Raw genomic sequence first — 24515 nt, forward strand, 5'->3', positions numbered from 1 at the left:
CCGTGCCGCTCGACGTCGCGGTGGCGCCCGGGCTCGCCGGTCAGACCGCGGCGTGCTCCCCCTGGCAGCGGGTGCGCGCCGCTCGGTCGGGACCGAGCGGATCGGCCACGGTCCCGCTGTCGTCGAGCCGGCCCTGCGCCTCACGCACGGCCCGGGGGGGCGACGGCGGGCGCAGGTCGGCGACGGCAGCGAGAGCGGCCACCACGTCGTCGGGTCGAACGGCGGGCGTCACCTGCCGGACGACCACGTGCAGTATGGCACGTCCCGCCGCGCCGCCCGCGGTCGCCGAGGCCACGGGGCCCCGCGCATCGACGTCGCGCAGGCCGTTCTTGGTGCGCTTGGCCACGGTGACCTCGTCGCGGGCGAGGAAGGTGGCGAGCGCCGCCGACAGCTCGGCGGGCTCGATGCCGGGCAGCTCGATGCTCCACCGGGCGGCGTCGATCCGGTCGGCGAGCGACCCGCCGCCCTCGGCCGCCTCGACGCACTCGAGCACGTCGATGCCCGGCGGCAGCGAGGCGTCCAGCGCCGCCCGGACCTCCTCGGGGTCGCGCCGCTGCGCCAGGCCGATCTCCAGGTACTCCGCCTCGCTGGCCGCCCCGGTGGGGGCCGCGCCCACGTAGCTGATCTTCGGGTGCGGGGTGAAGCCGGCCGAGTAGGCCATCGGCACCCGCGACCGGCGCAGCGCCCGCTCCAGCGCGCGGGCGAGGTCGCGGTGGGAGGCGAAGCGCAGCGGGCCGCGCTTGGCGTAGCGCAGCCGCAGCTTCTGCACGGTCGGCGGCGGGGGCGGGCCCTCCGGGGAGCGGGCCACCTCAGCGGCCCATCTCAGTGGCCCACGACGGTGAGCGGCAGCAGGCTGCGCCCGGTGGGGCCGATCTGGATCTCGGTGCCCATGGTGGGGCAGACGCCGCAGTCGTAGCAGGGGGTCCACCGGCAGTCGGCGACCTCCTCCTCCGAGAGCGCCTCCTGCCAGTCGTCCCAGAGCCACTCCTTGTCCAGCCCGGAGTCGAGGTGGTCCCAGGGCAGGACCTCGTCCTGGGTGCGCTCGCGGGTGGTGAACCAGTCGAGGTCGACGCCGAACGGGGCGAGCTCCTCGGCGGCCGCGGCGACCCACCGCTCGTAGGAGAAGTGCTCGCTCCAGCCGTCGAACCGGCCGCCCTCGCGCCAGACCCGCTCGATCACCCGGCCCACCCGGCGGTCGCCGCGGGAGAGCAGTCCCTCGATCACGCCGGGCTTGCCGTCGTGGTAGCGCAGCCCGATGGAGCGGCCGATGCGGCGGTCGGCGTTGATGGCCTGCCGCAGCACCCGCAGCCGGTGGTCGATGGTCTCGGCGCTCGCCTGCCCGGCCCACTGGAACGGGGTGTGCGGCTTGGGCACGAAGCCGCCGATGGAGACGGTGCAGCGGATGTCCTTGCGGCCGCTGGCCTCCCGGCCGGCGCGGATGACCTCGACGGCGAGCTCGGCGATCTCGAGCACGTCCTCGTCGGTCTCCGTGGGCAGGCCGCACATGAAGTAGAGCTTCACCTGCTGCCAGCCGTTGGCGTAGGCGGTGGTGACGGTGCGGACCAGGTCCTCCTTGGACACGGTCTTGTTGATCACGCGGCGGATCCGCTCGCTGCCGCCCTCGGGCGCGAACGTCAGCCCCGAGCGCCGGCCGTTGCGCGAGAGCTCGTTGGCCAGGGTGACGTTGAAGGCGTCGACGCGGGTGGAGGGCAGCGACAGCCCGGTGTTGGTGCCCTCGTAGCGGTCGGCGAGCTCCTTGGCCACCTGGGCGATCTCGGAGTGGTCGGCGCTGGACAGCGACAGCAGCCCGACCTCCTCGTAGCCGGTGGCGCGCAGCCCCTGGTCGACCATCGAGCCGATGCCGGTGATCGTCCGCTCGCGGACCGGCCGGGTGATCATCCCGGCCTGGCAGAACCGGCAGCCGCGGGTGCAGCCGCGGAAGATCTCCACGCTCATCCGCTCGTGCACGCTCTCGGCCAGCGGCACCAGCGGCGTCTTCGGGTAGGGCCACTCGTCGAGGTCCATGACGGTGCGCTTGCCGACCCGGGCCGGCACGTCGTCGCGGGTGCGGGTCACCGCCGCGATGGCGCCGTCGGGGCCGTAGGAGACGGCGTGGAAGCGCGGCACGTAGACGCCGTCGACGCGGGCCAGCCGGGCCAGGAGCTCCTCGCGGCCACCGGGGCGGCCGGACTCCTTCCACGCCTTGACGACGTCGGTGACGTCGCCGACGGCCTGCTCGCCGTCGCCCAGGACGGCGCAGTCGACGAAGTCCGCGATCGGCTCGGGGTTGAACGCCGCGTGCCCGCCGGCGACCACGACCGGGTGCGTCTCGTCGCGGTCGACCGCGTGCAGCGGGATCCCGGCGAGGTCGAGGGCCTCGAGCAGGTTGGTGTAGCCGAGCTCGGTGGCGAAGCTCACCCCGAGGACGTCGAAGTCGCGCACGGCGCGGTGGGCGTCGACGGTGAACTGGCCGACACCGTGCGCGCGCATCAGCGCGGCGAGGTCGGGCCAGACGGCGTAGGTGCGCTCGGCCAGGGCGTCGGGCCGCTCGTTGAGCACCTCGTAGAGGATCATGAGGCCCTGGTTGGGCAGCCCCACCTCGTAGGCGTCGGGGTACATCAGCGCCCAGTGGACGGCGACGTCGTCCCACGCCTTGACCTGCGCGTTCAGCTCCCCGCCGACGTACTGGATCGGCTTCTGCACCTGGGCCAGCAGCGGCTCGAGACGGGGGTAGAGGCTCTCTCCGGTCATGACCGGTCCAGGGTAGACGCCGGCCCCGGGGCGCCGGACTCCTCCGTCGAACTGCAGCCCTGCGTGATCGCTTCTAAACTCATCGTCACCAACGGGGGACGTCGACGAGGGGGAGCATGACGCAGCCGGCCGGGAGCACGAGCACGCTGCAGGACGACGGCGGCGCGCCCCGCACCCGACCGCGGGGCCCGGTCGCGCTCTCCCTCCCCCGCGGCCGCACGATGCCCCCCGAGCAGTGGTCGGCCCACCACGCCTTCGTCCTGCGCACGCTCGCCGTCCTGGTCGCGGCGGTGCCGGCCTACGCGCTGGTGCGCGGCCACGACCTGGTGTCCGCGGCCCTGCACACCGCTCCCCCGGCGCTGCTGGCGCTGCTGGCCTGGGCGCCCGGGGTGGGCCGCGACGCCCGCGCCGCGGCCGCCGCCCTCGGGCTCATGACCACCGCCGCGGTCGGCGTGCAGCTGTCCGGCGGGGCGACCGAGGCGCACTTCCTGTTCTTCGCGCTGCTGCCGCTGGCCGCGCTCTACGCCGCGCGGGCGCCGTTCCTGCTCGCGATCGCCTTCGTCGGCGTCCACCACTTCGCGCTCGGCACCCTGGTGCCGCACGCGGTGTTCGAGCACGACGTCGCGCCGCTGCCCATGGCCGCCCTGCACGCGGCGTTCGTGCTGCTGGAGAGCTGGGCGTGCCTGGTGGCCTGGCGGCGGTTCGACGACCGGCGCGAGCACGTCGAGGCGCTGGTCGCCGAGCGCACCGCCGAGCTCGCCGCCCAGCGCGACGAGCTCGCCGGCCTGGCCGCGGTCGTGCAGTCCACCGACGACGCGGTGGTCACCGCCACGCCCGACGGCCGGATCACCTCCTGGAACCCCGGGGCCGAGCGGCTCTACGGGTGGCCGGCGGCCGAGGTGCTCGGCCGGCACGTGTCGCTGGTCGGGACCGGTCAGGAGCTGCCCGCGGACCTCACCACGATGCCCACCGGGACGATGGAGCGGCGGCAGCGGCGCCGCGACGGGGCGCCGTTCGACGCGCTGGTCACCCTCTCGGTCGTCCGCGGGCAGGACGGCACCGCGACGGGGGTGGCCGCCATCGTCCGCGACATCACCGGGCGCAAGCGCAGCGAGGCCCAGGCGCACGCCACCGCCCGCCAGCTCGAGCAGCAGGCCGGCGAGCTGGCCCGGATGGCGCTGCACGACCCGCTCACCGGGCTGGCCAACCGCGCGCTGATGCAGGACCGCCTCGAGCACGCCCTCGCCGACCGCCGCGTCCGCCGGCACGCGGTCCTGCTGCTCGACCTCGACGACTTCAAGGCGGTCAACGACGTCTGCGGGCACGAGGCCGGCGACGCCGTGCTGACCGCCGTCGCGCGGCGGCTGGAGTCCTCCGTGCGCCCGGCCGACACCGTCGCCCGGCTCGGTGGTGACGAGTTCGTCGTCCTGATGGAGGACGTCGAGGGCCGCCGGGACGTGGTGACCGTGGCCGAGCGGCTGCTGCGGGCACTGCGGGAGCCGGTGGCCTGGGGCGACGAGCGGTTCACCGTGGGCGGCAGCGTGGGGGTCACGCTCACCGACGCCGGGGACCGCCGCGGCATGGACGACCTGCTGCGCGACGCCGACCTGGCCATGTACGTGGCCAAGTCCGGCGGCAAGAACCGGGTGCGGGTCTTCGAGCGCGGGATGCGGGAGGAGGTCGCCGCGCAGGACGAGCTGGTGCGCGACCTGCGTCGGGCCGTCGACGGCGGTGAGCTGAGGCTGCTCTACCAGCCGCAGGTCGACCTGCGCACCGGCGCGGTCACCGGCGTCGAGGCGCTGGTGCGCTGGCAGTCGCCCGGTCGCGGGCTGGTGGAGCCGTCCGGGTTCCTCCCGGCCGCCGAGGCCACCGGGATCGTCGACGCGATCGACGACTGGGTGATCGGCGAGGCCTGCGCCCAGCTGCGCTCCTGGGACGCGGCGGGCCTGCCGGAGCTGCGCATGGCGGTCAACGTCTCGCCGCGCCGGCTGGCCACCGGTGACCTCGCCGCCTCCCTGGCCGCCGCCGCGCGCGCCACCGGGGTCGACCCCGGGCGGCTGGAGATCGAGGTCCCCGAGGCGGTGGCCGCCGGGCCCGACGCCGCGGCCGGCATCCGGGAGGTCCGGGCGCTGGGCGTGCACGTGGCCATCGACGACTTCGGCACCGGCTCGTCGTCGCTGGCCCGGCTGCGGGAGCTGCCGCTGGACCGGCTGAAGATCGACCCGTCGTCGGTGGCGCTGCTGGCCGAGGGGGCGGCGGGTGGCTCGCTGGCCCGCGCCGTGGTCGCCCTCGGCGACAGCCTGGACCTGGAGGTCGTCGCCGAGGGCGTGGAGCAGCCCGGGCAGCTCGCCGCGCTGCGCGCCCTGGGCTGCGGCGCCGCGCAGGGCCACCTCCTCGGCTCGCCGGCGCCGGCCGCGGACGTGGCGTGCCTCGTCCGCACCGGTCGGCCGCTCGTCGGCGCCGCCTGACGACGGCGGGCGGGGCGCCGGCCCGGCGCGCTCAGCGGCGCCGCGCCATGGCCGCGCCGGTGACCGCCAGGCCGGCCAGGCACCAGGCGGCCAGCACGGCGTAGGGCGTCCACGCGACGCCGCCGAGCGGCGCGGTCAGGCTCTCGCGCACCGCCTGGGCCATGTACTGGACGGGGAGCACGTCGTGCACGGCGGCCAGCCAGTCCGGCAACCGCTCGGCCGGGAAGTTCACCGGCGAGAACAGCAGCACGGAGAAGACCAGCACCTGGGAGGCGAGCACGGCCAGCACCGGGCGCAGCAGGTGGGCCAGCGCGTAGCCGACGGCGGTGGCGGTGACGGCGACCAGCAGCACGGCCGGGACGACGAGCGGGCCGGGACGCAGGGCGACGTCGAAGCGGAGGACGGCGGTGAGCAGGCCCAGGGCCACGCCCGGCAGCACCGCGAGCAGCCACAGGGTCAGGTCGGCCGCGAGGAGGGCCAGGCGCGGCACCGGCAGCGCACGCTCGACGTCGAACCGTCCCTCCAGCTTGGCCTGCGCCACCATCTGGGGGACGATCACCAGCCCCACGGTGAGCAGGGTGACCGTCGGGGCGCCGGTGGACAGGTACAGCGCGGTCTGCGGGTCGAGGGCGGGCACCAGGAAGGCGAAGCCCACCACGATCCCCACGGCCATCATCGCCTGCACCACGAGGACCACCGGGAGAACGGCGGCCAGGCGGATCACCTGCCAGCGCAGCAGCAGCCCGTAGCTAACGCACCAGTGCCGCACGGTGCACCTCCTCCGATCCGGCGCGGTCGGCGTCCTCGCCGACCAGGCGCACGTAGACGTCCTCCAGCGACAGCGCACCCAGGTGCCACTCCTCCACGGCACCGGTCCGCTGCTGGCCGACCAGCCAGTGGCCGACGGCGTCCGCGGCGTCGGCGGGCGCACGGGCGACCAGCCGCGGGCCGCTGTGGTGCGCGTCGTGGACGCAGGGCGGCAGGACGGGTGCGGGCCGGCCGGGTGGGAGCACCAGCTCCACCCGCAGGTCCGCGTCCGCGCCGCCCTTCAGCGCCGAGGGCGTCGCCTCCGCCACGACCCGCCCGCGGTCGAGCACGGCCAGCCGGTCCACCACCCGCTCCGCCTCCGCGACGGCGTGGGTGACCAGCAGGACGGCGGTGCCCTCGTCGGCCAGCCGGCGCACCTCCTGCCAGAGCAACCGGCGGCGGACGGGGTCGACGTCGTTGGACGGCTCGTCGAGCATGACCACCCGCCCGGGTTCGACGGCCGCCATCGCGAAGGAGACGAGGCGGAGCACGCCGCCGGAGAGCTTCTCGCCGGGGGTGTCGTACCAGCGCTCGATGTCCAGCGCCGCCGCCAGTGCCGCGCCGCGACGGACCACCTCGCGCCGGCCGCCACCGCGGATGCGTCCCGTGAGCTCCACCGCCGCGCGAGGGGTGATGCCGACCATGGGGACCTGCGCCTGCTGCTGCAGCGAGCACAGGCTGCGGGCGAGGGCCGGCCGCGCGACCAGGTCGCACCCGTCCAGGTGGATCGAGCCACCGGTCGGCCGCAGCAGGCCGACCACCTGGGACAGCAGGGTCGTCTTGCCCGCTCCGTTGTGGCCGAGCAGCCCGAAGACCTCGCCGGGCCCCACGTGGAGGGTGATCCCGTCGTTGGCCCGCACGGTCCCGCGTCGGCCGCGGTACACCTTGACCAGATCCCGGATCTCGATCACGTCGACCTCCAGATACCGAGTGGTATCGACATACCATCTGGTATCCGGAGGTCTGTCAAGAGGGAGGAACGCCGTGCCACCGAGCCGACGGCAACAGCAGGAGCACACCCGCGAGCGGCTCCTCGAGGCCGCCGAACGGGTGTTCACCGCCCGGGGCTTCGCCGGTGCGTCGGTCGACCAGGTCGCGGCGGAGGCCGGCCTCACGAAGGGCGCGGTGTACTCGAACTTCGCCTCCAAGGAGGCGCTGGTCGTGGCCCTCATGCGGCGACGCCTCGAGGCGAGCATGAGCGAGGTCCGCGAGCAGCTGGCCCGTTCGGGGCCGGCGGACTTCTACGCCGAGGCCGGCCGCGAGTACCAGGCAGAGGCCCGGCGCGGGGCCGGCTGGGCGATGCTGGTCGTGGAGTTCTGGCTCTACGCGATGCGCCACCCTCCGGTCCGGACCGTGCTGGCCGACCTCGAGCACGAGCTGCGCACGCAGCTCGCCGCCTTCCTCGACGACCTCGCGGCGCAGGGCGGTGGGCGGCCCGCGCTGCCCGGGTACGAGATGGCCGCCGTCCACACCGCCCTGGACATCGGCATCGCGCTGCAGGCGCTCCTGGACCCGGAGCGCGTGTCCCCGTCGCTCTACGGCACCGCCGTGGGCCTGCTCGGCGGCGAGGCCCCACCCGGGCGGGACGGCCGACAGCCGCCGCCGGCCCCCCGGCACCCCGGTCGACCGCCGGACGCGGCACCGGGGGCCGGGTCGAGCCCCTCCTAGGAGAGACCGGGGAAGAACAGGCCGATCTCGCGGGCCGCGGACTCGGCGGAGTCCGAGCCGTGGACGATGTTGGACTGCACCTCGAGGGCGAAGTCGCCGCGGATGGTGCCGGGCGCGGCCTTCACCGGGTCGGTGGCACCGGCCAGGGCGCGGAACGCCTCCACCGCGCGCGGCCCCTCGACGACGAGGGCCAGCAGCGGGCCGCCGGTGATGAACTCGACCAGCGAGCCGAAGAAGGGCTTGTCGCGGTGCTCGCCGTAGTGCTCCTCGGCGACCTCGCGGGTGAGGGTGCGCAGCTCGGCGGCGACCAGGCGCAGGCCCTTGGCCTCCAGCCGCGAGACGACCTCTCCGACCAGGCCGCGGGCGACGCCGTCGGGCTTGACGAGGACCAGGGTGCGATCAGTCACGGGACGGCAGCCTACGGGGACCGATGTGTCAACCGGGATTGACAGCCTGCCGTTCGTCAACCACAGTTGACGCCATGACCGGCCGCACCTCCGACGAGACACTCACCGCCGCCACCAGCGACGACCCGGCGGTGGGCCTGCGCGGGGTCCGCGCGCTGCGCGACCTCGCCGACCGGCTGGAGGTGCTGCAGGTCGCGGCCGCCCGCCGTCGCGGCTGGTCGTGGCAGCAGGTCGCCGACGCACTCGGCGTCACGCGGCAGGCGGTGCACAAGAAGCACGCCCGGTCCTCCGGGCGCTCGTGGGAGGAGTCCTGAGGTGTTCGAACGATTCGCCGCCGAGGCCCGCACGGTCGTGGTCCTGGCCCAGGAGGAGGCCCGCAGCGCCGGCGCGGACAGCGTGGACCCGGTGCACCTGCTGGTCGCCCTCGCCGCCGCCCCCGGCCCGGCCGGCCGGCTGCTCGACGACGCCGGCGCCTCCGTGGTTGGCCTCCGCGCGGGGCTGGCCCCCGGCGCGGGCAGCGGCCCGCTCGACGCGGAGGCGCTGGCCGCGCTGGGCATCGACCTCGACCGGGTGCGGGCCGCCGCGGAGGCCGCGTTCGGCCCGGGCGCGCTCGACCGCGGCTCGCGCACCCGGCGGTCGGGGCACCTGCGCTTCGCCGCCGGCAGCAGGGAGGCGCTCAAGGAGGCGCTGCGCGCGGCGATCCGGCGCGGCGACCGGGTCATCGACGGCCGCCACCTGCTCGCCGGCGTCCTCGCGGTGGGCGACCCCGCGGTCGCCGCGGCGCTGGCCCGGGCGGGCGCCGACGTCGCCGACCTGCACCGCCGCCTGGCCGGAGAGGCCGACGCGGCCTAGCTAGGGCTCCTCGGAGGGAGCTGCCGGCTCGCCGAAGGGCGAGCCGAGCAGCTCCTTGCGGATCTGCAGCAGGTAGAGCCAGATGAGCACGAAGACGCCGCCGACGAACCACATGGCGGCGTCGATCAGGCCGGTGAGCAGCAGCGGCACCTGCAGCGCGGTGCCGACCTCCAGGCCGCGCGGCCGCCGCTGGATGCCGCCGGCCAGCACCAGGACGAGGGCCAGCACGAGCAGCACCGTCAGCCGCACGCCGCCGAGGCCGGCCGCGGTCTGGGCGATGGCGCGCGGCACGAACAGCACCGCGATGCCCTCGAGCAGCAGCACCGCCGCGGCCGCGCCGCGCAGCGCCCGGGCCGCGCGGACCGGGTCGGGCGCCGTCACGGCCTGCCGCCGAGCACGGTGCGGGCCTCCCCCGCGGTGACCACGCTGCCGGTGACCAGCACGCCCGAGCCGCCCAGCGCGTCGTCCGGCCCGGCCTCGGCCAGCTCGATCGCCTCGGTGAGCGCCTCGGCCAGCCGCGGGGAGACGCTCACCCGGTCGGCGCCGAACACGTCGACGGCCAGCGCGCCGAGCTCGTCGGCCGGCATCGCGCGCGGCGAGGCGTTCTGGGTGACCACCAGCTCGGCGCAGACGGTCTCCAGCTCGCGCAGCATCCCCTCGACGTCCTTGCCGCGCACGCAGCCGACGACGCCGACCAGCCGGGTGAAGTCGAAGGACTCCCGGATCGCCTCCACCGTGGCGGCCATGCCGGCGGGGTTGTGCGCCGCGTCGACCAGCACCGTGGGGCTGGTGCGCACCCGCTCCAGCCGGCCCGGGGAGCGCACCGCGGCGAACGCCGCGCGCACGGTGTCGACGTCGACCGGCCCGGTGGACGCGCTCGCGCCGAGGAACGCCTCGACGGCGGCCAGCGCGGTGACGGCGTTCTGCGCCTGGTGCGCGCCGAACAGCGGCAGGAACACCTCGGCGTACTCCCCGCCCAGGCCCTGCAGCCGCAGCTGCTGCCCGCCGACGGCGACCTTGCGCTCCAGCACGCCGAACTCGGTGCCCTCGCGGGCGACGACCGCCTCGACCTCGACCGCGCGGCGCACCAGCGCGTCGAGGGCGGCCGGCTGCTGGCGGGCCAGGACGGCGATGGAGTCGGGCTTGACGATCCCCGCCTTCTCGCCGGCGATCGTGCCGACGTCGGGCCCGAGGAACTCGGCGTGGTCGAGGGCCACCGGCGTGACGACGGCGACCCGGGCGTCGACGACGTTGGTGGCGTCCCACGTGCCGCCCATGCCCACCTCGACGACGGCGACGTCGACCGGGGCCTCGGCGAACAGGGCGTACGCCATGCCGACCATCACCTCGAAGAAGCTCATCGGGTGCTCGCCGGCGGCGTCGACCAGCCGCACGTAGGGCGCGACGTCGTCGTAGGTCTCGACGAACCGCTCCTCGCTGACCGGCTCGCCGTCGAGCACGATCCGCTCGCGCACCGACTGCAGGTGCGGGCTGGTGAACCGGCCCACCCGCAGGCCGAACCCGCGCAGCAGCTCGTCGACCATCCGCGCCGTCGTCGTCTTGCCGTTGGTGCCGGCGACCTGGACCACCGGGTAGGCCCGGTGCGGGTCGCCGAGCAGGTCGACGAGGGCGGCGATGCGGGCGAGCGAGGGCTCCAGCCGGGTCTCCGGCCAGCGCGCCAGCAGCTCCTCCTCCACGCGGGTCAGGTCGCTGCTCATCCTCCCCAGGATGCCAGCCGCGCAGTTCCTAGGATGGAGGTCATGGTCGCCGACACCCGCACCCCGGTCAGCACCGCTCCGGGAGCCGGCGCGGGCGTACCCGACAAGCCCACGATCGACGGTCTCGAGGAGAAGTGGGCCGCCCGCTGGGCGGAGGCCGACACCTACGCCTTCGACCGCGCGGCGGCGCTGTCGGCGCCCCGGGAGCGGACGTGGTCGATCGACACCCCGCCGCCCACGGCGAGCGGGTCGCTGCACGTGGGGCACGTGTTCAGCTACACCCACACCGACTTTGTGGCCCGCTACCAGCGGATGCGCGGCCGGCACGTCTACTACCCGATGGGCTGGGACGACAACGGCCTGCCCACCGAGCGCCGGGTGCAGAACTACTACGGCGTCCGCTGCGACCCCTCCCTCCCCTACGACGGGTCCTTCGAGCCGCCGGCGAAGCCGGGCAAGGACCAGGTGCCGGTCAGCCGGCGCAACTTCGTCGAGCTGTGCATGCAGCTGACCGAGGAGGACGAGCGCGCCTTCGAGCAGCTGTGGCGCCGCGTCGGGCTGTCGGTGGACTGGTCGAACGTCTACCGGACGATCTCGGAGACCTCCCGCGCCACCGCGCAGCGGATGTTCCTGCGCAACCTGGCCCGCGGCGAGGCCTACGCCCAGGAGGCGCCCACGCTCTGGGACGTCACCTTCCGCACCGCCGTCGCGCAGGCCGAGCTCGAGGACCGCGAGCGGCCCGGCGCCTACCACCGGATCTCCTTCGCCGGCCCGGCCGGCCCGGTGTTCATCGAGACCACCCGCCCCGAACTGCTGCCGGCCTGCGTCGCGCTGGTCGCCCACCCCGACGACGAGCGGTACCAGGCGCTGTTCGGGTCCACCGTGCGCACGCCGCTGTTCGGCGTCGAGGTGCCCGTGGTCGCCCACCGCCTGGCCGAGCCGGACAAGGGCTCGGGCATCGCGATGATCTGCACCTTCGGCGACCTCAACGACGTCACGTGGTGGCGGGAGCTGCAGCTGCCCACCCGCGCGGTGATCGGCTGGGACGGCCGCTTCGTCGCCGACGCCCCCGAGGGGGTGCCCGCCGACGTCTACGCGGAACTGGCCGGCAAGACGTCCTACAGCGCGCAGCAGCGGATCGTGGAGCTGCTGCGGGAGTCCGGCGACCTGCACGGCGAGCCCACGGCGATCACCCACCCGGTCAAGTTCTACGAGAAGGGCGAGCGGCCGCTGGAGATCGTCACCACGCGGCAGTGGTACATCCGCAACGGCGGCCGCGACGCCGACCTGCGCGACGCCCTCATCGCCCGCGGCCGGGAGATCCAGTGGGTGCCCGAGCACATGCGGTACCGCTACGAGAACTGGGTCGAGGGCCTCAACGGCGACTGGCTGATCAGCCGGCAGCGCTTCTTCGGCGTCCCGTTCCCGGTCTGGTACCGGCTCGACGACGCCGGTGAGCCGGTGTACGACGAGCCGCTGCTGGCGCCCGAGGAGTCGCTGCCGGTCGACCCCTCCTCCGACGTGCCGCCCGGGTTCGACGAGTCGCAGCGCGGCGTGCCCGGCGGGTTCGCCGCCGACCCCGACGTCATGGACACCTGGGCGACGTCCTCGCTGTCGCCGCAGGTGGCCTCGGGCTGGGACACCGACCCCGAGCTGTTCACGCACGTCTTCCCGATGGACCAGCGGCCGCAGGCGCACGACATCATCCGGACCTGGCTGTTCTCCACCGTCGTGCGCTCGCACTTCGAGTTCGGCACGGTGCCGTGGTCGCACGCGACGATCTCCGGGTTCGTCGTCGACCCCGACCGCAAGAAGATGTCGAAGTCCAAGGGCAACGTCGTCACCCCGATCGACGTGCTCGAGCGCTACGGCACCGACGCGGTGCGCTGGCGCGCCGCAGGCGCCCGGCCGGGCGCGGACTCGCCGTTCGACGAGGCGCAGATGAAGGTCGGCCGCCGGCTGGCCATGAAGATCCTCAACGTCGGCAAGTTCGTGCTGGGGCTCGGGGTGTCGTCCGGGGCGACCGGCGAGCAGGTCACCGAGCCGATCGACCTCGGGCTGCTGCGCCGGCTCGCCGACGTCGTCGAGGAGGCCACCGCGGCGATGGAGGCCTACAACTACACCCGCGCGCTCGAGGTCACCGAGAGCTTCTTCTGGTCGTTCTGCGACGACTACGTGGAGCTGGTCAAGTCCCGCGCGTACGGCACGGGTGCGGCGGCGGAGTCGGCGCAGGCCACGCTGGCGCTGGCGCTGTCGGTGCAGCTGCGGCTGTTCGCGCCGGTGCTGCCGTTCGTCACCGAGGAGGTCTGGTCCTGGTGGCAGGGCGGCTCGGTGCACCGCGCGGCCTGGCCGGCCGCCGCCGAGCTGCCGGCCGGGGGCGACCCGGAGGTGCTGCCGGCGGTGGCCGCCGCGCTGGCCGGTGTCCGCAAGGCCAAGTCCGACGCCAAGGTGTCGATGCGCGCCGACGTCGAGTCCGCGACCGTCACCACGCCGGACGTCGCGCTGGTCGAGGCCGGCCGCGGCGACCTCGTCGACGCCGGGCGGATCGCCGCGCTGACCGTCGTCGCCGGCGAGGGCCCGCTGTCGGTCGACGTCGTCCTGGCGCCGCCCGCGGAGGGCTGAGCCCCGGGCAGCTGCCCGCCCCGAGGGGCCGGCGAGCCGCCGGTGCGGGATCGTTCGACGCAGACGTCGGCGGTCCCGGGCGGGCCGCCCGCCGGGAGGGGGACGGGCCGTGCCACTGGTGACCGTGCTGGCGACCGGCGGCACGATCGCCACCCGCGCCGACGCCCGCGGGGTCGGCACGGCCCGGGACGGCGGCGCGGACCTGGTGTCCCGGCTCGACCTGCCGCCCGGCGTCGAGGTCCGCGTCGAGGACGTGCTGCGGGTCGGCAGCTACCTGATGACCCTCCAGCGGGTGCACACCCTCGCCGTCCGGGCCGCGGAGGTGCTGCGCGACCCCGACGTGGCCGGGCTGGTGGTCACCCACGGCACGGACACCATCGAGGAGACCGCGTACCTCCTCGACCTCTTCCACGCCGACCCCCGCCCGGTCGTGGTGACGGGGGCGCAGCGCCCCGCCGACGCGCCCGACAGCGACGGCCCGCGCAACCTCACCGAGGCGGTCACGGTCGCGGCGAGCGAGGGGGCCCGCGGCCTCGGCGTGCTCGTCGCCTTCGGCGGGCGGGTCTTCGCCGCGCGCGGGATCCGCAAGGGCCACACGCTGGCCGCCGACACCTTCACCGCGCCCGACACCGGCCCGCTCGGGTGGGTCTCCACCGGCCGGATCGGGATCGAGAGCCGGCCGGTCCGCGGTCCGGCCCTCGACCTCGCCGCCTTCGACCCGGCCGGCGTGCGGGTCGACGTCCTCGCCTGCCACCCCGACGCGGACGCCGTCGCGCTGCGGGCGTTCGCCGACGCGGGGGCCCGCGGGATCGTGCTGGAGGCCACCGGCGCCGGCAACGCCAACCCGGCGGTCGTCGCGGCGGTCGGGGAGTTGGTCGCGGCGGGGGTCGTGGTCGTCACCTCCACCCGGGTGCCGGCCGGGCGGGTCGCCGCGCTGTACGGCAACGGCGGCGGCGCGGACCTGCTGGCCGCCGGCGCCGTCCCCAGCGGGCTGCTGCGCCCGTCGCAGGCCCGCGTCCTGCTCGCCGCCCTGCTGGGCGTCCACCGCGACCCGGACACCGTGCGGGCCGGGTTCGCCGCCCGAGTCACCGGCTGACGCCCGTCGGCCGGTCCCCGAGGAAGGGAAGTGGCATGGCCAAGGAGATCCTCTGCGCCTTCGGGATCGACGTCGACGCGGTGGCCGGGTGGCTGGGGTCCTACGGCGGTGAGGACTCGCCGGACGACATCTCGCGCGGGATGTTCGCCGGTGAGGTCGGCACGCCGCGGCTGCTCGACCTCTTCGCCCGGCGGGACATGACGACCACGTGGTTCTGGCCCGGGCACTCGATCGAGACCTTCCCCGAGCAGTTCCGCCGGTGCGTCGACGCCGGCCACGAGATCGGCGTGCACGGCTACAGCCACGAGAACCCCATCGCGATGAGCCGCGAGCAGGAGGCGGCGGTGCTCGACCGCTCGATCGAGCTCATCACACGGGTGACCGACCGCAGGCCCACCGGCTACGTCGCGCCGTGGTGGGAGTTCTCCCCCGTCACCAACGAGCTGCTGCTCGAGCGGGGCATCAAGTACGACCACTCGCTCATGCACGACGACTTCACGCCCTACCGGGTCCGGGTCGGCGACACCTGGACGAAGATCGACTACTCGCAGCCGGCCGACACCTGGATGGAGCCGCTGGTGCGCGGCGAGGAGACCGACCTGATCGAGATCCCGGCGAACTGGTACCTCGACGACCTGCCGCCGATGATGTTCGTCAAGACCAGCCCCAACAGCCACGGTTTCGTCAGCCCGCGGCACCTGGGCGAGTCCTGGCAGGACCAGTTCGACTGGGTGTACCGCGAGATGGACTACGCGGTGGTCACCTTCACCATCCACCCCGACGTCTCCGGGCGGCCGCAGGTGCTGCTCATGCTCGAGCGGCTCATCGAGCACGTGAACGGTCACGAGGGGGTGCGCTGGACGACCTTCGACCAGATCGCCGACGACTACGCCGCGCGCTTCCCCCGGCAGGGCTGAGCGCCCGCGTGTGCGGAGGCTGCGGCGCCCGCTCCGGTGTCGACTGGGCGGCGCCCTTCCTGGGTTCCGCGGGGGGTCGCGAGGCCGCCGCGCGGGTGGTGCGCGCGGCGGCCGGCCGGCCCGTCGACGTCCGGCCGGTGGCCGGGGGCTGGCTCGTACGCCGGCCCACCGGCGCCTCGCTGGTGGCCGGCACGCTGACCGCCCTGGTCGGTTCCCTCGGGCCGCCGGCCGACGCCGACGTCGAGCTGCCGCCGGCCCCCGGGAGGCACCTGCCCGCGCCGGACCGACGCCGTCCCGTGGTCCTCGTGCACGGGCCCACATCCGGGGCGGTCGACGCCGGTGTCCCCGGCTGGGCCGAGCGGCTGGTGTCCGGCCGGTCCGGCGTGGTGGCCGCGCACGGCGACCCGCGGCCGGTGCTCGCCGCGCTGCTCGCCGACCCGCTGCGCCGGCACGTGCGGGTCGACTGGCTCGACGCCGCGGCGCTGCCGGGCTGGGGTCCGGTCGCCGGCCGGCTGCCCGGGGTGCCGGTCACCGTGCCGCCCGACCGGGTCCCGGCCCTGGCGGCGCTGCTCGCGCTGCGGCTGCCGGGCCGCCCGCCGGGCGAGCGCACGCGCACCCGGGTCGGCGCCGGGCGGGCGACGGTGGTCCTCGACGCGCTCGGGCCCACGGTGCTGGGGGCGTGGACGGACGTCGGGTGAGCCGGCCTCGTCGGGCGGCGTCGTCAGGCGGCGTCGTCGGGCGGCGTCGTCAGGCGGCGTCGTCCTGGGCCCAGTCCGGGGCCGGCCCCAGGCCCAGCCGCCAGCGGGCCGCCTCCTCCGACGGGCTGCGGTCGCCCAGCGCCAGCCGCAGGGCGCTCAGCTGCGCCCGGGCGACGGCGACCGGCGCCGCTGCGCCCCGGCCGCGGCCGGGGACGCCGGCGCACCCGGCGAGGGTGGGTGAGACCAGCTGCGCGGCCGCACCCGACAGGCCGCGGTAGAAGACCCGCTCCGGTGCGCTCAGCCCCGGCGGGGCGGCGAGGAACGCGCGCAGCGAGTCGGGGACGGGCGCCAGCTGCGGGCGGTAGGCGGCCAGCGCGTCGGCGAGCTCGGCGGCGCTGCGCGGCAGGTCGGTGGCGCCGAGCTGCTCGGCGCTGCGGGCCCAGTCGGCGACGTAGGCGTCGGGCCAGGAGCGGCCGAAGCGGGCGGCGAGGTCGCGGCCGACGGCCTGCTGGGCGGCGAGGAAGGCGTCGGTGAAGGCCAGGTGCACCCAGCGCAGCAGCTGCGGGTCGGAGGCGGAGTAGGGGCGGCCGCGCACCCGCCCGCGGACGCTGCCGTGCATGCCGCGCACCCGGGCGGCCTCGCGTTCGGCGAGCTCGGCGGAGCCGAAGGTGGTCACCACCAGCCAGCGGGCGGTGCCGGCGAGGCGCTTCCACGGGTCCTCGCGGTAGGCCGAGTGCTGCTGCACGCCGGCGAGGGCGAGAGGGTGCGCGGCCTGCCCGAGCAGGGCCGCGACCCCGCCGACGAGGGTCGAGAGGTCACCGTGCACCCGCCACACGACGCCGTCGGGCTCGAACCACCCCGGCCCGGTCCCCACGCGGGCGATGTCGCGGACCCAGTCCGGAGCACCGGTCGGGTCCCCGGACACGCGGGAGCGGAACGCCGCGCGCGCCGCGTCGGGGAGGGCGGTGAGGACGCGCACGCCGTCGAGGGTGCCACCCGACCGGATCGTGCGCCGCCTGACTGCGAGCGTGTGCGCCCACGCCGGGTTCCGGGCGCCCGTCTGCCGCGTCAGCGCACACGCTCGGGGTGCAGGAGGCGGCGGCGGGCGCGGTGGACCGCGCGGATCTCGGCCCGGCACGCCTCCGGCTCGCCGGTCAGCCGCCGGAACCCGAACCGCAGCGTCTGCCAGCCCGCCGTCGCCACGAGCGCGTCGCGCCGGATGTCGCGCTCGCGCTGGGCTCGGGAGCCGTGCCACGCGGCGCCGTCCATCTCGACGGCGAGCAGCACCTCCTCGTAGGCGGCGTCGAGGAAGAAGGCCTCCCCCGCGACCTCGAGGCGGCGCTGCAGCGTGAACGCCGGCATGCCGGGCCCGCGGAGCACGGCCAGGCACCCCCAGATCTCCAGCTCGCTGCGGCAACCCTCGGCCAGCAGCCGGGTGAGCTCGACCAGCGCCGCCCGCCCGGGCAGGCAGGGCCGACGCCGGATCTCCCGGGCGAGGTCCGCCGGCCGGCACAGCCGGCGACGGACGGCGTCGATGGCGGCGGCACGGACCTCGTCCCTGGTCAGCGCGCCGGGACGGGCCCAGGCGTCGACCACTGCCCGCGCGGGACGCGACACCGGCAGCCCGTCCACCCGGCGCACGCTGTGGTCGAGGTCCCGGGTGCGGTGCAGGACCACGCCCGGCGTCCCCCGGCCGCTGCGCGTGAACCCCACGGTGAGGTGGACGGGGCCGCCGGGCGGGGCCAGCTCCCACAGCGCCAGGGCGGAGCCGTGGCTGACCACGCCGCCGCACGACCGCGTCGCCGCCTCGACCCGCAGCCGCCAGTCCCCGGCCGCGCCCGGCAGCGCGTAGACGCCGGGCTGCAGCCCGTCGGCCACCCAGCGGGTGAGGGTGCCGCGGTCCACCCGGGCGGTGAGCGCCTCCCAGGTCGCCCACCCGTCCGGGCCGACGACGGTCGCCGGGTCGTGTGCCATCCGGCGAGGCTCGCCGGGACCGCCGCCGGGCGGGCGCGGGCGGCACGAGCTGTGGACGGCCGGCCGACCCGTGGACGACGGCGACCGTGTGCGCCCACGCCGCGGGATGGGCCCCCGAACCCGGCGCCGGCGCACACGCTCCCCACCCGGCCCCGCGGAACCCGGCGCCGGCGCACACGCTCCGGTCCGCCCACGCAGAAGAGCCCGCCCCCGGGTCGGGGACGGGCTCGTCAGCGGTGCGTCAGGAGATCAGGCGCTCTTCTCGCGGCGCTCGCGGGTGGGCTTGCGCGGCACGATGGTCGGGTTGACGTGCTCCAGCACGACCTCCTTGGAGATGACCACGGAGGCGACGTCGTCGCGGCTGGGCACCTCGTACATCACCGACTGCAGCACCTCCTCCATGATCGCGCGGAGCCCGCGGGCGCCGGTGCCGCGGAGGATGGCCTGGTCGGCGATGGCCTCGAGGGCGTCGTCGGTGAAGTCCAGCTCCACCCCGTCGAGCTCGAACAGCCGCCGGTACTGGCGCACCAGCGCGTTCTTCGGCTCGGTGAGGATCTGGATCAGCGCGTCCCGGTCGAGGGCCTGCACGCTGGTGATCACCGGGAGCCGGCCGATGAACTCGGGGATCATGCCGAACTTCAGCAGGTCCTCGGGCATGACCTCGGCGAAGGCGCTGGAGGCCTCGATCTCCTTCTTGCCGCGGATCTCCGCGCCGAAGCCGATCCCCTGCTTGCCGACCCGCTGCTCGATGACCTTCTCCAGGCCGGCGAAGGCACCGCCCACGATGAACAGCACGTTCGTCGTGTCGATCTGGATGAACTCCTGGTGCGGGTGCTTGCGCCCGCCCTGCGGCGGCACCGACGCCGTCGTCCCCTCGAGGATCTTCAGCAGCGCCTGCTGCACGCCCTCGCCGGAGACGTCGCGGGTGATCGACGGGTTCTCGCTCTTGCGGGCGATCTTGTCGACCTCGTCGATGTAGATGATGCCGGTCTCGGCGCGCTTGACGTCGTAGTCGGCGGCCTGGATCAGCTTGAGCAGGATGTTCTCGACGTCCTCGCCGACGTAGCCGGCCTCGGTCAGCGCCGTGGCGTCGGCGATCGCGAAGGGCACGTTGAGCATCCGGGCCAGCGTCTGGGCCAGGTGCGTCTTGCCGCAGCCGGTGGGGCCCATCAGCAGGATGTTGGACTTGGCCAGCTCGACGGAGTCGTCGCGGCTGGAGCGCTCACCGCCGGCCTGCACCCGCTTGTAGTGGTTGTAGACGGCGACGGCGAGGGTGCGCTTGGCCTTCTCCTGGCCGATGACGTACTGCTCGAGGAAGTCGTGGATCTCGCGGGGCTTCGGCAGCTCGTCGAACTTCAGGTCCGACGACTCCGAGAGCTCCTCCTCGATGATCTCGTTGCAGAGGTCGATGCACTCGTCGCAGATGTAGACGCCGGGGCCCGCGATGAGCTTCTTGACCTGCTTCTGGCTCTTCCCGCAGAACGAGCACTTGAGCAGGTCACCGCTCTCACCGATTCGTGCCACCTGCTGACCTCCACCTCGGGGGGGTGCAGACCCTGGGGAAGCGGGCCTGCGGATGTCGTGTCACTGCTGTGCCCGTGCTCGGTCCCGCTGGTGGCGGGTGCCGCGAGGACGGTCCTCCCGGCGCTGCTGGCCGGGGATCGGGCGCTCGCCGACCGTACCCGTCGCTCCCGACGCCGCGGGACTCCGACGCCCCGGTGCGCCGGGGGCGCTCGACTCGCTCGTCACTCCCGGCACTGCCCCCCGAACGGTACGGGGTACGACCGCGACACGCGCGGGTTTCCCGTCCCGTCCGGGGGACGACGGCGGTCACGCCGGGAGCGCGTTGAGCTTCCGGCTCTGGATGACCTGGTCGACGATGCCGTACTCCTTGGCCTCCTCGGCCGTGAGGATCTTGTCGCGGTCGATGTCGGAGCGGACCTGCTCCGGCGTCCGGCCGGTGTGCCGCGCGAGGATCTGCTCCATCTGCGTGCGCACCCGCTCGATCTCCGCGGCGTGGATCTCCAGGTCCGACACCTGACCGCCGGCCTCGCCGGAGGGCTGGTGGATCAGCACCCGGGAGTACGGCAGCGCCAGGCGCTTGCCCGGGGTGCCGGCCGCGAGCAGGACGGCGGCGGCCGAGGCGGCCTGGCCCATGCAGACGGTCTGGATGTCGGGCCGGACGAACATCATCGTGTCGTAGATGGCCATCAGCGAGGTGAAGGAGCCACCGGGCGAGTTGATGTAGATCGTGATGTCGCGATCGGGGTCGGCCGACTCGAGCGTGATGAGCTGGGCCATCACGTCGTTGGCCGACGCGTCGTCGATCTGCACCCCGAGGAAGATGATGCGCTCCTCGAAGAGCTTGTTGTACGGGTTGGACTCCTTCATGCCGTAGCTGGTCCGCTCCACGAAGGAGGGCAGCACGTAACGGCTGGAGGGCATCTCGAAGCTCATGGCAGTTCTCCTCTCAACCGTCAGTTGTCGGTGACCGGGTTGGTGCTGTCGGTCATGGCGGCACGGCTGACGACGTGGTCGACGAAGCCGTACTCCAGGGCCTCCTGGGCGGTGAACCAGCGGTCGCGGTCGGAGTCCTTCTCGATCTGCTCGATGCTCTGACCGGTGTGGAAGGACTGCAGCTCGTTGAGCTCGCGCTTCGTGCGCCGGAACAGGTCGGCCTGGATGGCGATGTCGGCCGCGGTGCCGCCGACGCCGGCCGAGGGCTGGTGCATCATGATCCGCGCGTGCGGCAGCGCGTAGCGCTTGCCCTTGGTGCCGGCGGTGAGCAGGAACTGGCCCATCGAGGCGGCCAGGCCCATCCCGTAGGTGGCCACGTCGCAGTCGATGAACTGCATCGTGTCGTAGATGGCCATGCCGGCGCTCACCGAGCCACCGGGCGAGTTGATGTACAGGTGGATGTCCTGCTTGGGGTCCTCGGCAGACAGCAGCAGCATCTGGGCGGCCAGCTGGTTGGCGATGACGTCGTCGACCTGGGTGCCCAGGAAGATGATGCGCTCGCGCAGCAGGCGCTCGTAGACCGAGTCGTTGAGGTTCATCCCACCGGCGCCACCCCGCAGGAGCGGGGAGTACGCCGGGTTCGGGTCGGTGCTCACGGGTGTGGTGACCTCCGTTGGCGTGGGTCGAGTCGGTCTCTCGGTGGGCGGGAGCGGGACCGGCGGCCCCTGCGGGCCGTACCCCCGGCGTCGTCCCCGAGTCACGTCGACCCTAACGCGGACCCCCGGGCCCGCAGTCCCGGCGCGGGGCCCTGTTCGCCGTCGGCGCAGCGCCGGCGGCGGAGACGACGGACGCCGCCCTCCCCCGCGCACGCGGGGCAGGACGGCGTCCGTCGGGGAGCGCGGGGCTGCTAGCCCTTGGCGACGTCCCCGCTGTCCTCGGTGGCACCCTCGGCGGCCTCGACGGCCACCGCGGTGGCGACCTCGGCGTCGGGCGCCTCGTCGTCGGCCGCGGCGGCGTCCTCGGACTCGTCCCCGGTGTCGGCGGTGGTGTTCCCGGCGTCGGCGGTGTCCTCGGCCCCGGCCCGGACGGTCTGCGGGCGCAGCGCGTCGAGGTCGACGACGTTGCCCGACGCGTCGGTGATCGTCGTCTGCTCGAGCAGCTGGGCCAGCGTCTTGGTGCGGCGGACGTCGGCGACGAACTCGGCGATGTTGCCGCTCTGCTGCAGCTGCTGGGCGTACTGCTCCGGCGTCGTCCGGTTGCGCTGGGCCTGGGCGACGATCTGCGCCGACAGGTCGTCGTTGTCGACGGTGATCTCGCGGGCGTCGGCGATGGCGTCGAGGACGAACTGGGTGCGGATCGCCTCCTCGATGTTCTTGCGCTGCTCGGCGTCGTAGGACTCGCGGTCCTCGACGCCCGACATCGACAGGAAGGTGTCCCAGTCCATGCCGGCGCGCTGCAGCTCGCCGGCGAGGGCGTTGTTGCGGAACTCCAGCTCGCGGTCGGCCAGGCCCTCGGGGAGCGGCACCTCGGTGGAGGCGAGCAGGTGCTCGACCAGCTTGTCGCGGGCCTGGGCGCCCTGCTGCATGGTCTTGGCGCGGCCCAGCCGGGTGCGGACGTCGTCGCGCAGCTCGGCGAGGGTGTCGAACTCGCTGGCGGTGGAGGCGAACTCGTCGTCGAGCTCGGGCAGCTCCTTGGCCTTGACCGAGCGGACGGTGACGGTGACGTCGGCCTGCCGCCCGGCGTGGGGGCCCTGGTGCAGGTCGGTCTGGAAGGTGGCCGACCCGTCGGCCGACAGCCCGCGGACGGCGTCGTCGAGGCCGGGCATGATCGAGCCGGAGCCGACCTCGTAGGACATGCCGCTGGTCGTGCCGTCCTCGAGGACCTCGCCGTCGACGCGGGCCTCGAGGTCGATGGAGACGTGGTCGCCGTCCTCGGCGGGGCGGTCGACGGCGGTGAGCATGGCGAAGCGCTCGCGCATGACCGAGACCTGCTGGTCGATCTCCTCGTCGGTGACCTCGACGTCGTCGACGGTGACCGCGAGGTCCTCCAGCGGCGGGAGCTCGATCCTGGGGGCGACGTCGACCTCGGCGGTGAAGGCGAGGGTGTCGCGGTCGTCGAGACGGGTGACCTCGATGTCGGGCTGGCCGATCACGCGGACCTGGTTCTCGCGGACGACCTCGGAGTAGACCTCGGGGATGGCGTGCTGGACGACCTGCTCGAGGACGACGGGGCGGCCGACCCGCTGGTCGAGGACGCGCTCGGGCACCTTGCCGGGGCGGAACCCGGGGACCCGGACCTGCCGCTTGAGCTCCTTGTAGACCTCGCCGAAGGCGTGGTCCAGGTCTCCCCACGGCACCTCGATCGCCATCCGGACCCGCGTGGGGCCCAGTTCCTCGATGGTGCTCTTCACAGCGGCAGTGCTCCTCGGTACGACGGAAGGGCGACGCCGGGACCGGCGCCGGGTCGGCTCCCGAGTCTAGAGAGACGCCGGGAGCGGGGTCGGGGTGGCGGGATTCGAACCCACGGCCCCCCGCTCCCAAAGCGGGTGCGCTACCAAGCTGCGCCACACCCCGTGGCGGCTCCCGAGTCTAGGCGTGCCGCCGGGACGGGCTCAGCCGGCGACGGGTGGCCGGCGGTCGGCCCACGGCGCGGCCTGCTCCAGCGCGGCGGCGACCCGGACCAGCACGTCCTCGCGGCCGTATGCGGCGACCAGCTGCACGCCCACCGGCAGGCCGTCGTCGGTGCGGTGCAGGGGCAGGCTGATCGCCGGCTGACCGGTGACGTTGAACTGCGCGGTGTAGGGGATGTAGCTGTTGATCCGCCGGCCCTCCTGCTCGGGCCCGGCGGCGGTGAACCAGCCCAGCTCCGGCGGGGGCGCGCCGACCGTCGGCGTCACCAGCAGGTCCACTCCCCTGCCGCCGAGCTCCGGCGGCGCCCAGAAGGCGGCCACGCTGCGCACCCAGTGGCCCAGCCACGCCCGTGTGGCCAGGTAGTCGGTGGCCGACATCCGCGAGCCGGCGGCGCGGTAGGCGGCGTTGCGCGGCTCCAGCTCGTCATCGGTGATCGGGCGGCCGAGGACCCGCTCGAAGGCGGACACGGTCAGGGCGACGTCGGCGGCGATGGTCGCGTTGAAGGATCGGGAGAAGCGCTCGTCGAACATGCGGTCGGGCGTGCCAGGCTCGACCGCGCAGCCGAGGTCCTCCAGCAGCCGGCCGGCGTGCTCGACGGCGGCGCGGCAGTGCGCGGAGTCGAGGTGGGCGTCGGGCGGGTCGGTGTCGAGCAGCGCCACGCGCAGCCGGCCGACGGGGGCGCCGACCTCCTCGGCCAGCGGGCGCGGCAGCGGCGGAGCGGTGTAGGGGTCGCCGGGCATGGGGCGGCCGATCCAGTCCAGGGCGGTGGCGGTGTCGCGGACGGAGCGGGTGACGACGCCGTCGATGGTCGCGCCGGCCCAGCCCTCGCCGACGTCGGGCCCCTGGCTGACGCGGGCGCGGGTGGGCTTGAGGCCGACCAGGCCGCACAGGCTGGCGGGGATGCGGATCGAGCCGCCGCCGTCGTTGGCGTGCGCGATCGGCACCAGCCCCGCGGCGACGGCGGCCGCCGAGCCGCCCGAGGACCCGCCGGCCGAGTGCGCCGGGTCCCACGGGTTGCGCGCCGGCGGGTTGCAGGGCGGCTCGGTGGTGACGGTGGTGCCGAACTCCGGCACGTTGGTGCGGCCGACGGTGACCAGGCCGGCCTCGCGGAAGAGCCGGCCGAGGTGGCTGTCGTGGGGCCAGCGGACGCCGGCGAGGACCGACGTCCCGTAGCGGGTCTCGTCGCCGGCGACGTGGCAGCCGATGTCCTTGAGCAGGAACGGCACGCCGCGGAACGGGCCGTCGGGCACCTCGCCGGCGGCGTCCGTCCGGGCGTCCTCGAACCGGTCCCGGACGACGGCGTGGAGCTGCGGGTTCACCTTCTCGATGCGGGCGATGGCCGCCTCGACCAGTTCGGCCGGGCTCACCTCGCCCCGCCGCACGAGCTCCGCCTGCGCCGTCGCGTCCAGCCACGTGGTCTCGGTCACGGGGTCGGACGCTAGCGGGCACG

General features: G+C 74.9%; 22 protein-coding genes and 1 tRNA gene. 8 read left to right on the forward strand and 15 right to left on the reverse strand.

Going from position 1 to position 24515, the window contains the following annotated elements; all coding sequences use genetic code 11:
• Positions 1-40: 40 nt before the first annotated feature.
• Positions 41-808 carry a TIGR03936 family radical SAM-associated protein gene (locus CHC04_RS16320; protein WP_089404979.1) on the reverse strand — a complete coding sequence of 256 codons (768 nt, stop codon included), beginning with the start codon at positions 806-808 and terminating at the stop codon, positions 41-43.
• A gap of 14 nt (positions 809-822) precedes the next feature.
• Positions 823-2751 (reverse strand): TIGR03960 family B12-binding radical SAM protein, encoded by a 1929-nt coding sequence (locus tag CHC04_RS16325; RefSeq protein ID WP_089404980.1) that lies wholly within the window; start codon positions 2749-2751, stop codon positions 823-825.
• A gap of 116 nt (positions 2752-2867) precedes the next feature.
• Here CHC04_RS16325 and CHC04_RS16330 point away from each other — a divergent pair, with 116 nt between their 5' ends.
• On the forward strand, positions 2868-5219 hold the full coding sequence (locus CHC04_RS16330; RefSeq protein ID WP_089404981.1) for a putative bifunctional diguanylate cyclase/phosphodiesterase: 2352 nt from the start codon (positions 2868-2870) through the stop codon (positions 5217-5219).
• A gap of 31 nt (positions 5220-5250) precedes the next feature.
• Here the strand turns inward: CHC04_RS16330 and CHC04_RS16335 are convergent, their stop codons facing one another.
• Entirely contained in the window at positions 5251-5988 is a 738-nt protein-coding gene (locus tag CHC04_RS16335) for an ABC transporter permease (protein WP_089404982.1), read from the reverse strand.
• A complete protein-coding gene (locus CHC04_RS16340; protein ID WP_089404983.1) occupies positions 5969-6937 on the reverse strand; it encodes an ABC transporter ATP-binding protein in 969 nt (322 codons plus the stop codon). The genes CHC04_RS16335 and CHC04_RS16340 overlap by 20 nt, the downstream gene beginning before the upstream one ends.
• A gap of 73 nt (positions 6938-7010) precedes the next feature.
• Here CHC04_RS16340 and CHC04_RS16345 point away from each other — a divergent pair, with 73 nt between their 5' ends.
• A complete protein-coding gene (locus CHC04_RS16345; protein ID WP_176450040.1) occupies positions 7011-7694 on the forward strand; it encodes a TetR/AcrR family transcriptional regulator in 684 nt (227 codons plus the stop codon).
• Here CHC04_RS16345 and ndk read toward each other — a convergent pair.
• On the reverse strand, positions 7691-8101 hold the full coding sequence (gene ndk, locus CHC04_RS16350) for a nucleoside-diphosphate kinase (protein WP_089404985.1): 411 nt from the start codon (positions 8099-8101) through the stop codon (positions 7691-7693). The two genes, CHC04_RS16345 and ndk, sit on opposite strands and share 4 nt — an antisense overlap.
• Positions 8102-8175: 74 nt before the next feature.
• On the opposite strand from ndk, the gene CHC04_RS16355 reads away from it, so the two are divergent.
• Together CHC04_RS16355 and CHC04_RS16360 are read left to right on the forward strand one after the other, a co-directional pair.
• Positions 8176-8415 carry a helix-turn-helix domain-containing protein gene (locus CHC04_RS16355; RefSeq protein WP_176450041.1) on the forward strand — a complete coding sequence of 80 codons (240 nt, stop codon included), beginning with the start codon at positions 8176-8178 and terminating at the stop codon, positions 8413-8415.
• 1 nt (position 8416) lies between these two features.
• Entirely contained in the window at positions 8417-8953 is a 537-nt protein-coding gene (locus CHC04_RS16360) for a Clp protease N-terminal domain-containing protein (RefSeq protein ID WP_089404987.1), read from the forward strand.
• Here the strand turns inward: CHC04_RS16360 and CHC04_RS16365 are convergent, their stop codons facing one another.
• Positions 8954-9334, reverse strand: coding sequence for a DUF4233 domain-containing protein (locus tag CHC04_RS16365; protein WP_089404988.1), 381 nt, complete (start codon positions 9332-9334; stop codon positions 8954-8956).
• Positions 9331-10671, reverse strand: coding sequence for a bifunctional folylpolyglutamate synthase/dihydrofolate synthase (locus tag CHC04_RS16370; protein WP_089404989.1), 1341 nt, complete (start codon positions 10669-10671; stop codon positions 9331-9333). Before CHC04_RS16370 ends, CHC04_RS16365 begins: the two co-directional genes overlap by 4 nt.
• 42 nt (positions 10672-10713) lie before the next feature.
• Between CHC04_RS16370 and valS the strand changes: the two genes are divergently transcribed.
• The 4 genes from valS to CHC04_RS16390 all read left to right on the forward strand — a co-directional run bounded on the left by valS (position 10714) and on the right by CHC04_RS16390 (position 16004).
• Complete coding sequence (valS, locus tag CHC04_RS16375) at positions 10714-13293, forward strand: valine--tRNA ligase (RefSeq protein ID WP_089405054.1); 2580 nt, start codon at positions 10714-10716, stop codon at positions 13291-13293.
• 109 nt (positions 13294-13402) lie between these two features.
• Positions 13403-14389: an asparaginase gene (locus CHC04_RS16380; protein WP_089404990.1), complete on the forward strand. Its 987-nt coding sequence runs from the start codon at positions 13403-13405 to the stop codon at positions 14387-14389.
• A gap of 35 nt (positions 14390-14424) precedes the next feature.
• Entirely contained in the window at positions 14425-15306 is an 882-nt protein-coding gene (locus tag CHC04_RS16385; protein WP_089404991.1) for a polysaccharide deacetylase family protein, read from the forward strand.
• Between the two features lie 8 nt (positions 15307-15314).
• Positions 15315-16004 carry a hypothetical protein gene (locus CHC04_RS16390; protein ID WP_089404992.1) on the forward strand — a complete coding sequence of 230 codons (690 nt, stop codon included), beginning with the start codon at positions 15315-15317 and terminating at the stop codon, positions 16002-16004.
• Between the two features lie 49 nt (positions 16005-16053).
• Here CHC04_RS16390 and CHC04_RS16395 read toward each other — a convergent pair whose 3' ends face one another.
• From CHC04_RS16395 to CHC04_RS16430, 8 genes are all read right to left on the reverse strand, one after another.
• The gene (locus CHC04_RS16395) at positions 16054-16983 is read right to left on the reverse strand and encodes an oxygenase MpaB family protein (protein WP_089404993.1); all 930 of its coding nucleotides are present in this window, start codon (positions 16981-16983) and stop codon (positions 16054-16056) included.
• A gap of 89 nt (positions 16984-17072) precedes the next feature.
• A complete protein-coding gene (locus CHC04_RS16400) occupies positions 17073-17978 on the reverse strand; it encodes a DUF559 domain-containing protein (protein WP_089404994.1) in 906 nt (301 codons plus the stop codon).
• Positions 17979-18227: 249 nt separating this feature from the next.
• Positions 18228-19502 (reverse strand): ATP-dependent Clp protease ATP-binding subunit ClpX, encoded by a 1275-nt coding sequence (gene clpX / locus CHC04_RS16405; protein ID WP_089404995.1) that lies wholly within the window; start codon positions 19500-19502, stop codon positions 18228-18230.
• A 306-nt stretch (positions 19503-19808) separates the two neighbouring features.
• A complete protein-coding gene (locus CHC04_RS16410) occupies positions 19809-20435 on the reverse strand; it encodes an ATP-dependent Clp protease proteolytic subunit (protein ID WP_089404996.1) in 627 nt (208 codons plus the stop codon).
• A gap of 20 nt (positions 20436-20455) precedes the next feature.
• On the reverse strand, positions 20456-21091 hold the full coding sequence (locus tag CHC04_RS16415) for an ATP-dependent Clp protease proteolytic subunit (protein ID WP_425432458.1): 636 nt from the start codon (positions 21089-21091) through the stop codon (positions 20456-20458).
• 251 nt (positions 21092-21342) lie between these two features.
• On the reverse strand, positions 21343-22845 hold the full coding sequence (gene tig / locus CHC04_RS16420; protein ID WP_089404997.1) for a trigger factor: 1503 nt from the start codon (positions 22843-22845) through the stop codon (positions 21343-21345).
• A gap of 89 nt (positions 22846-22934) precedes the next feature.
• A tRNA-Pro gene (locus tag CHC04_RS16425) sits at positions 22935-23008 on the reverse strand.
• 38 nt (positions 23009-23046) lie between these two features.
• The gene (locus CHC04_RS16430) at positions 23047-24492 is read right to left on the reverse strand and encodes an amidase (RefSeq protein WP_217897405.1); all 1446 of its coding nucleotides are present in this window, start codon (positions 24490-24492) and stop codon (positions 23047-23049) included.
• Positions 24493-24515 lie beyond the last annotated feature (23 nt).

The sequence above is a fragment of the Geodermatophilus saharensis genome (assembly GCF_900188205.1).
Lineage (GTDB): Bacteria > Actinomycetota > Actinomycetes > Mycobacteriales > Geodermatophilaceae > Geodermatophilus > Geodermatophilus saharensis.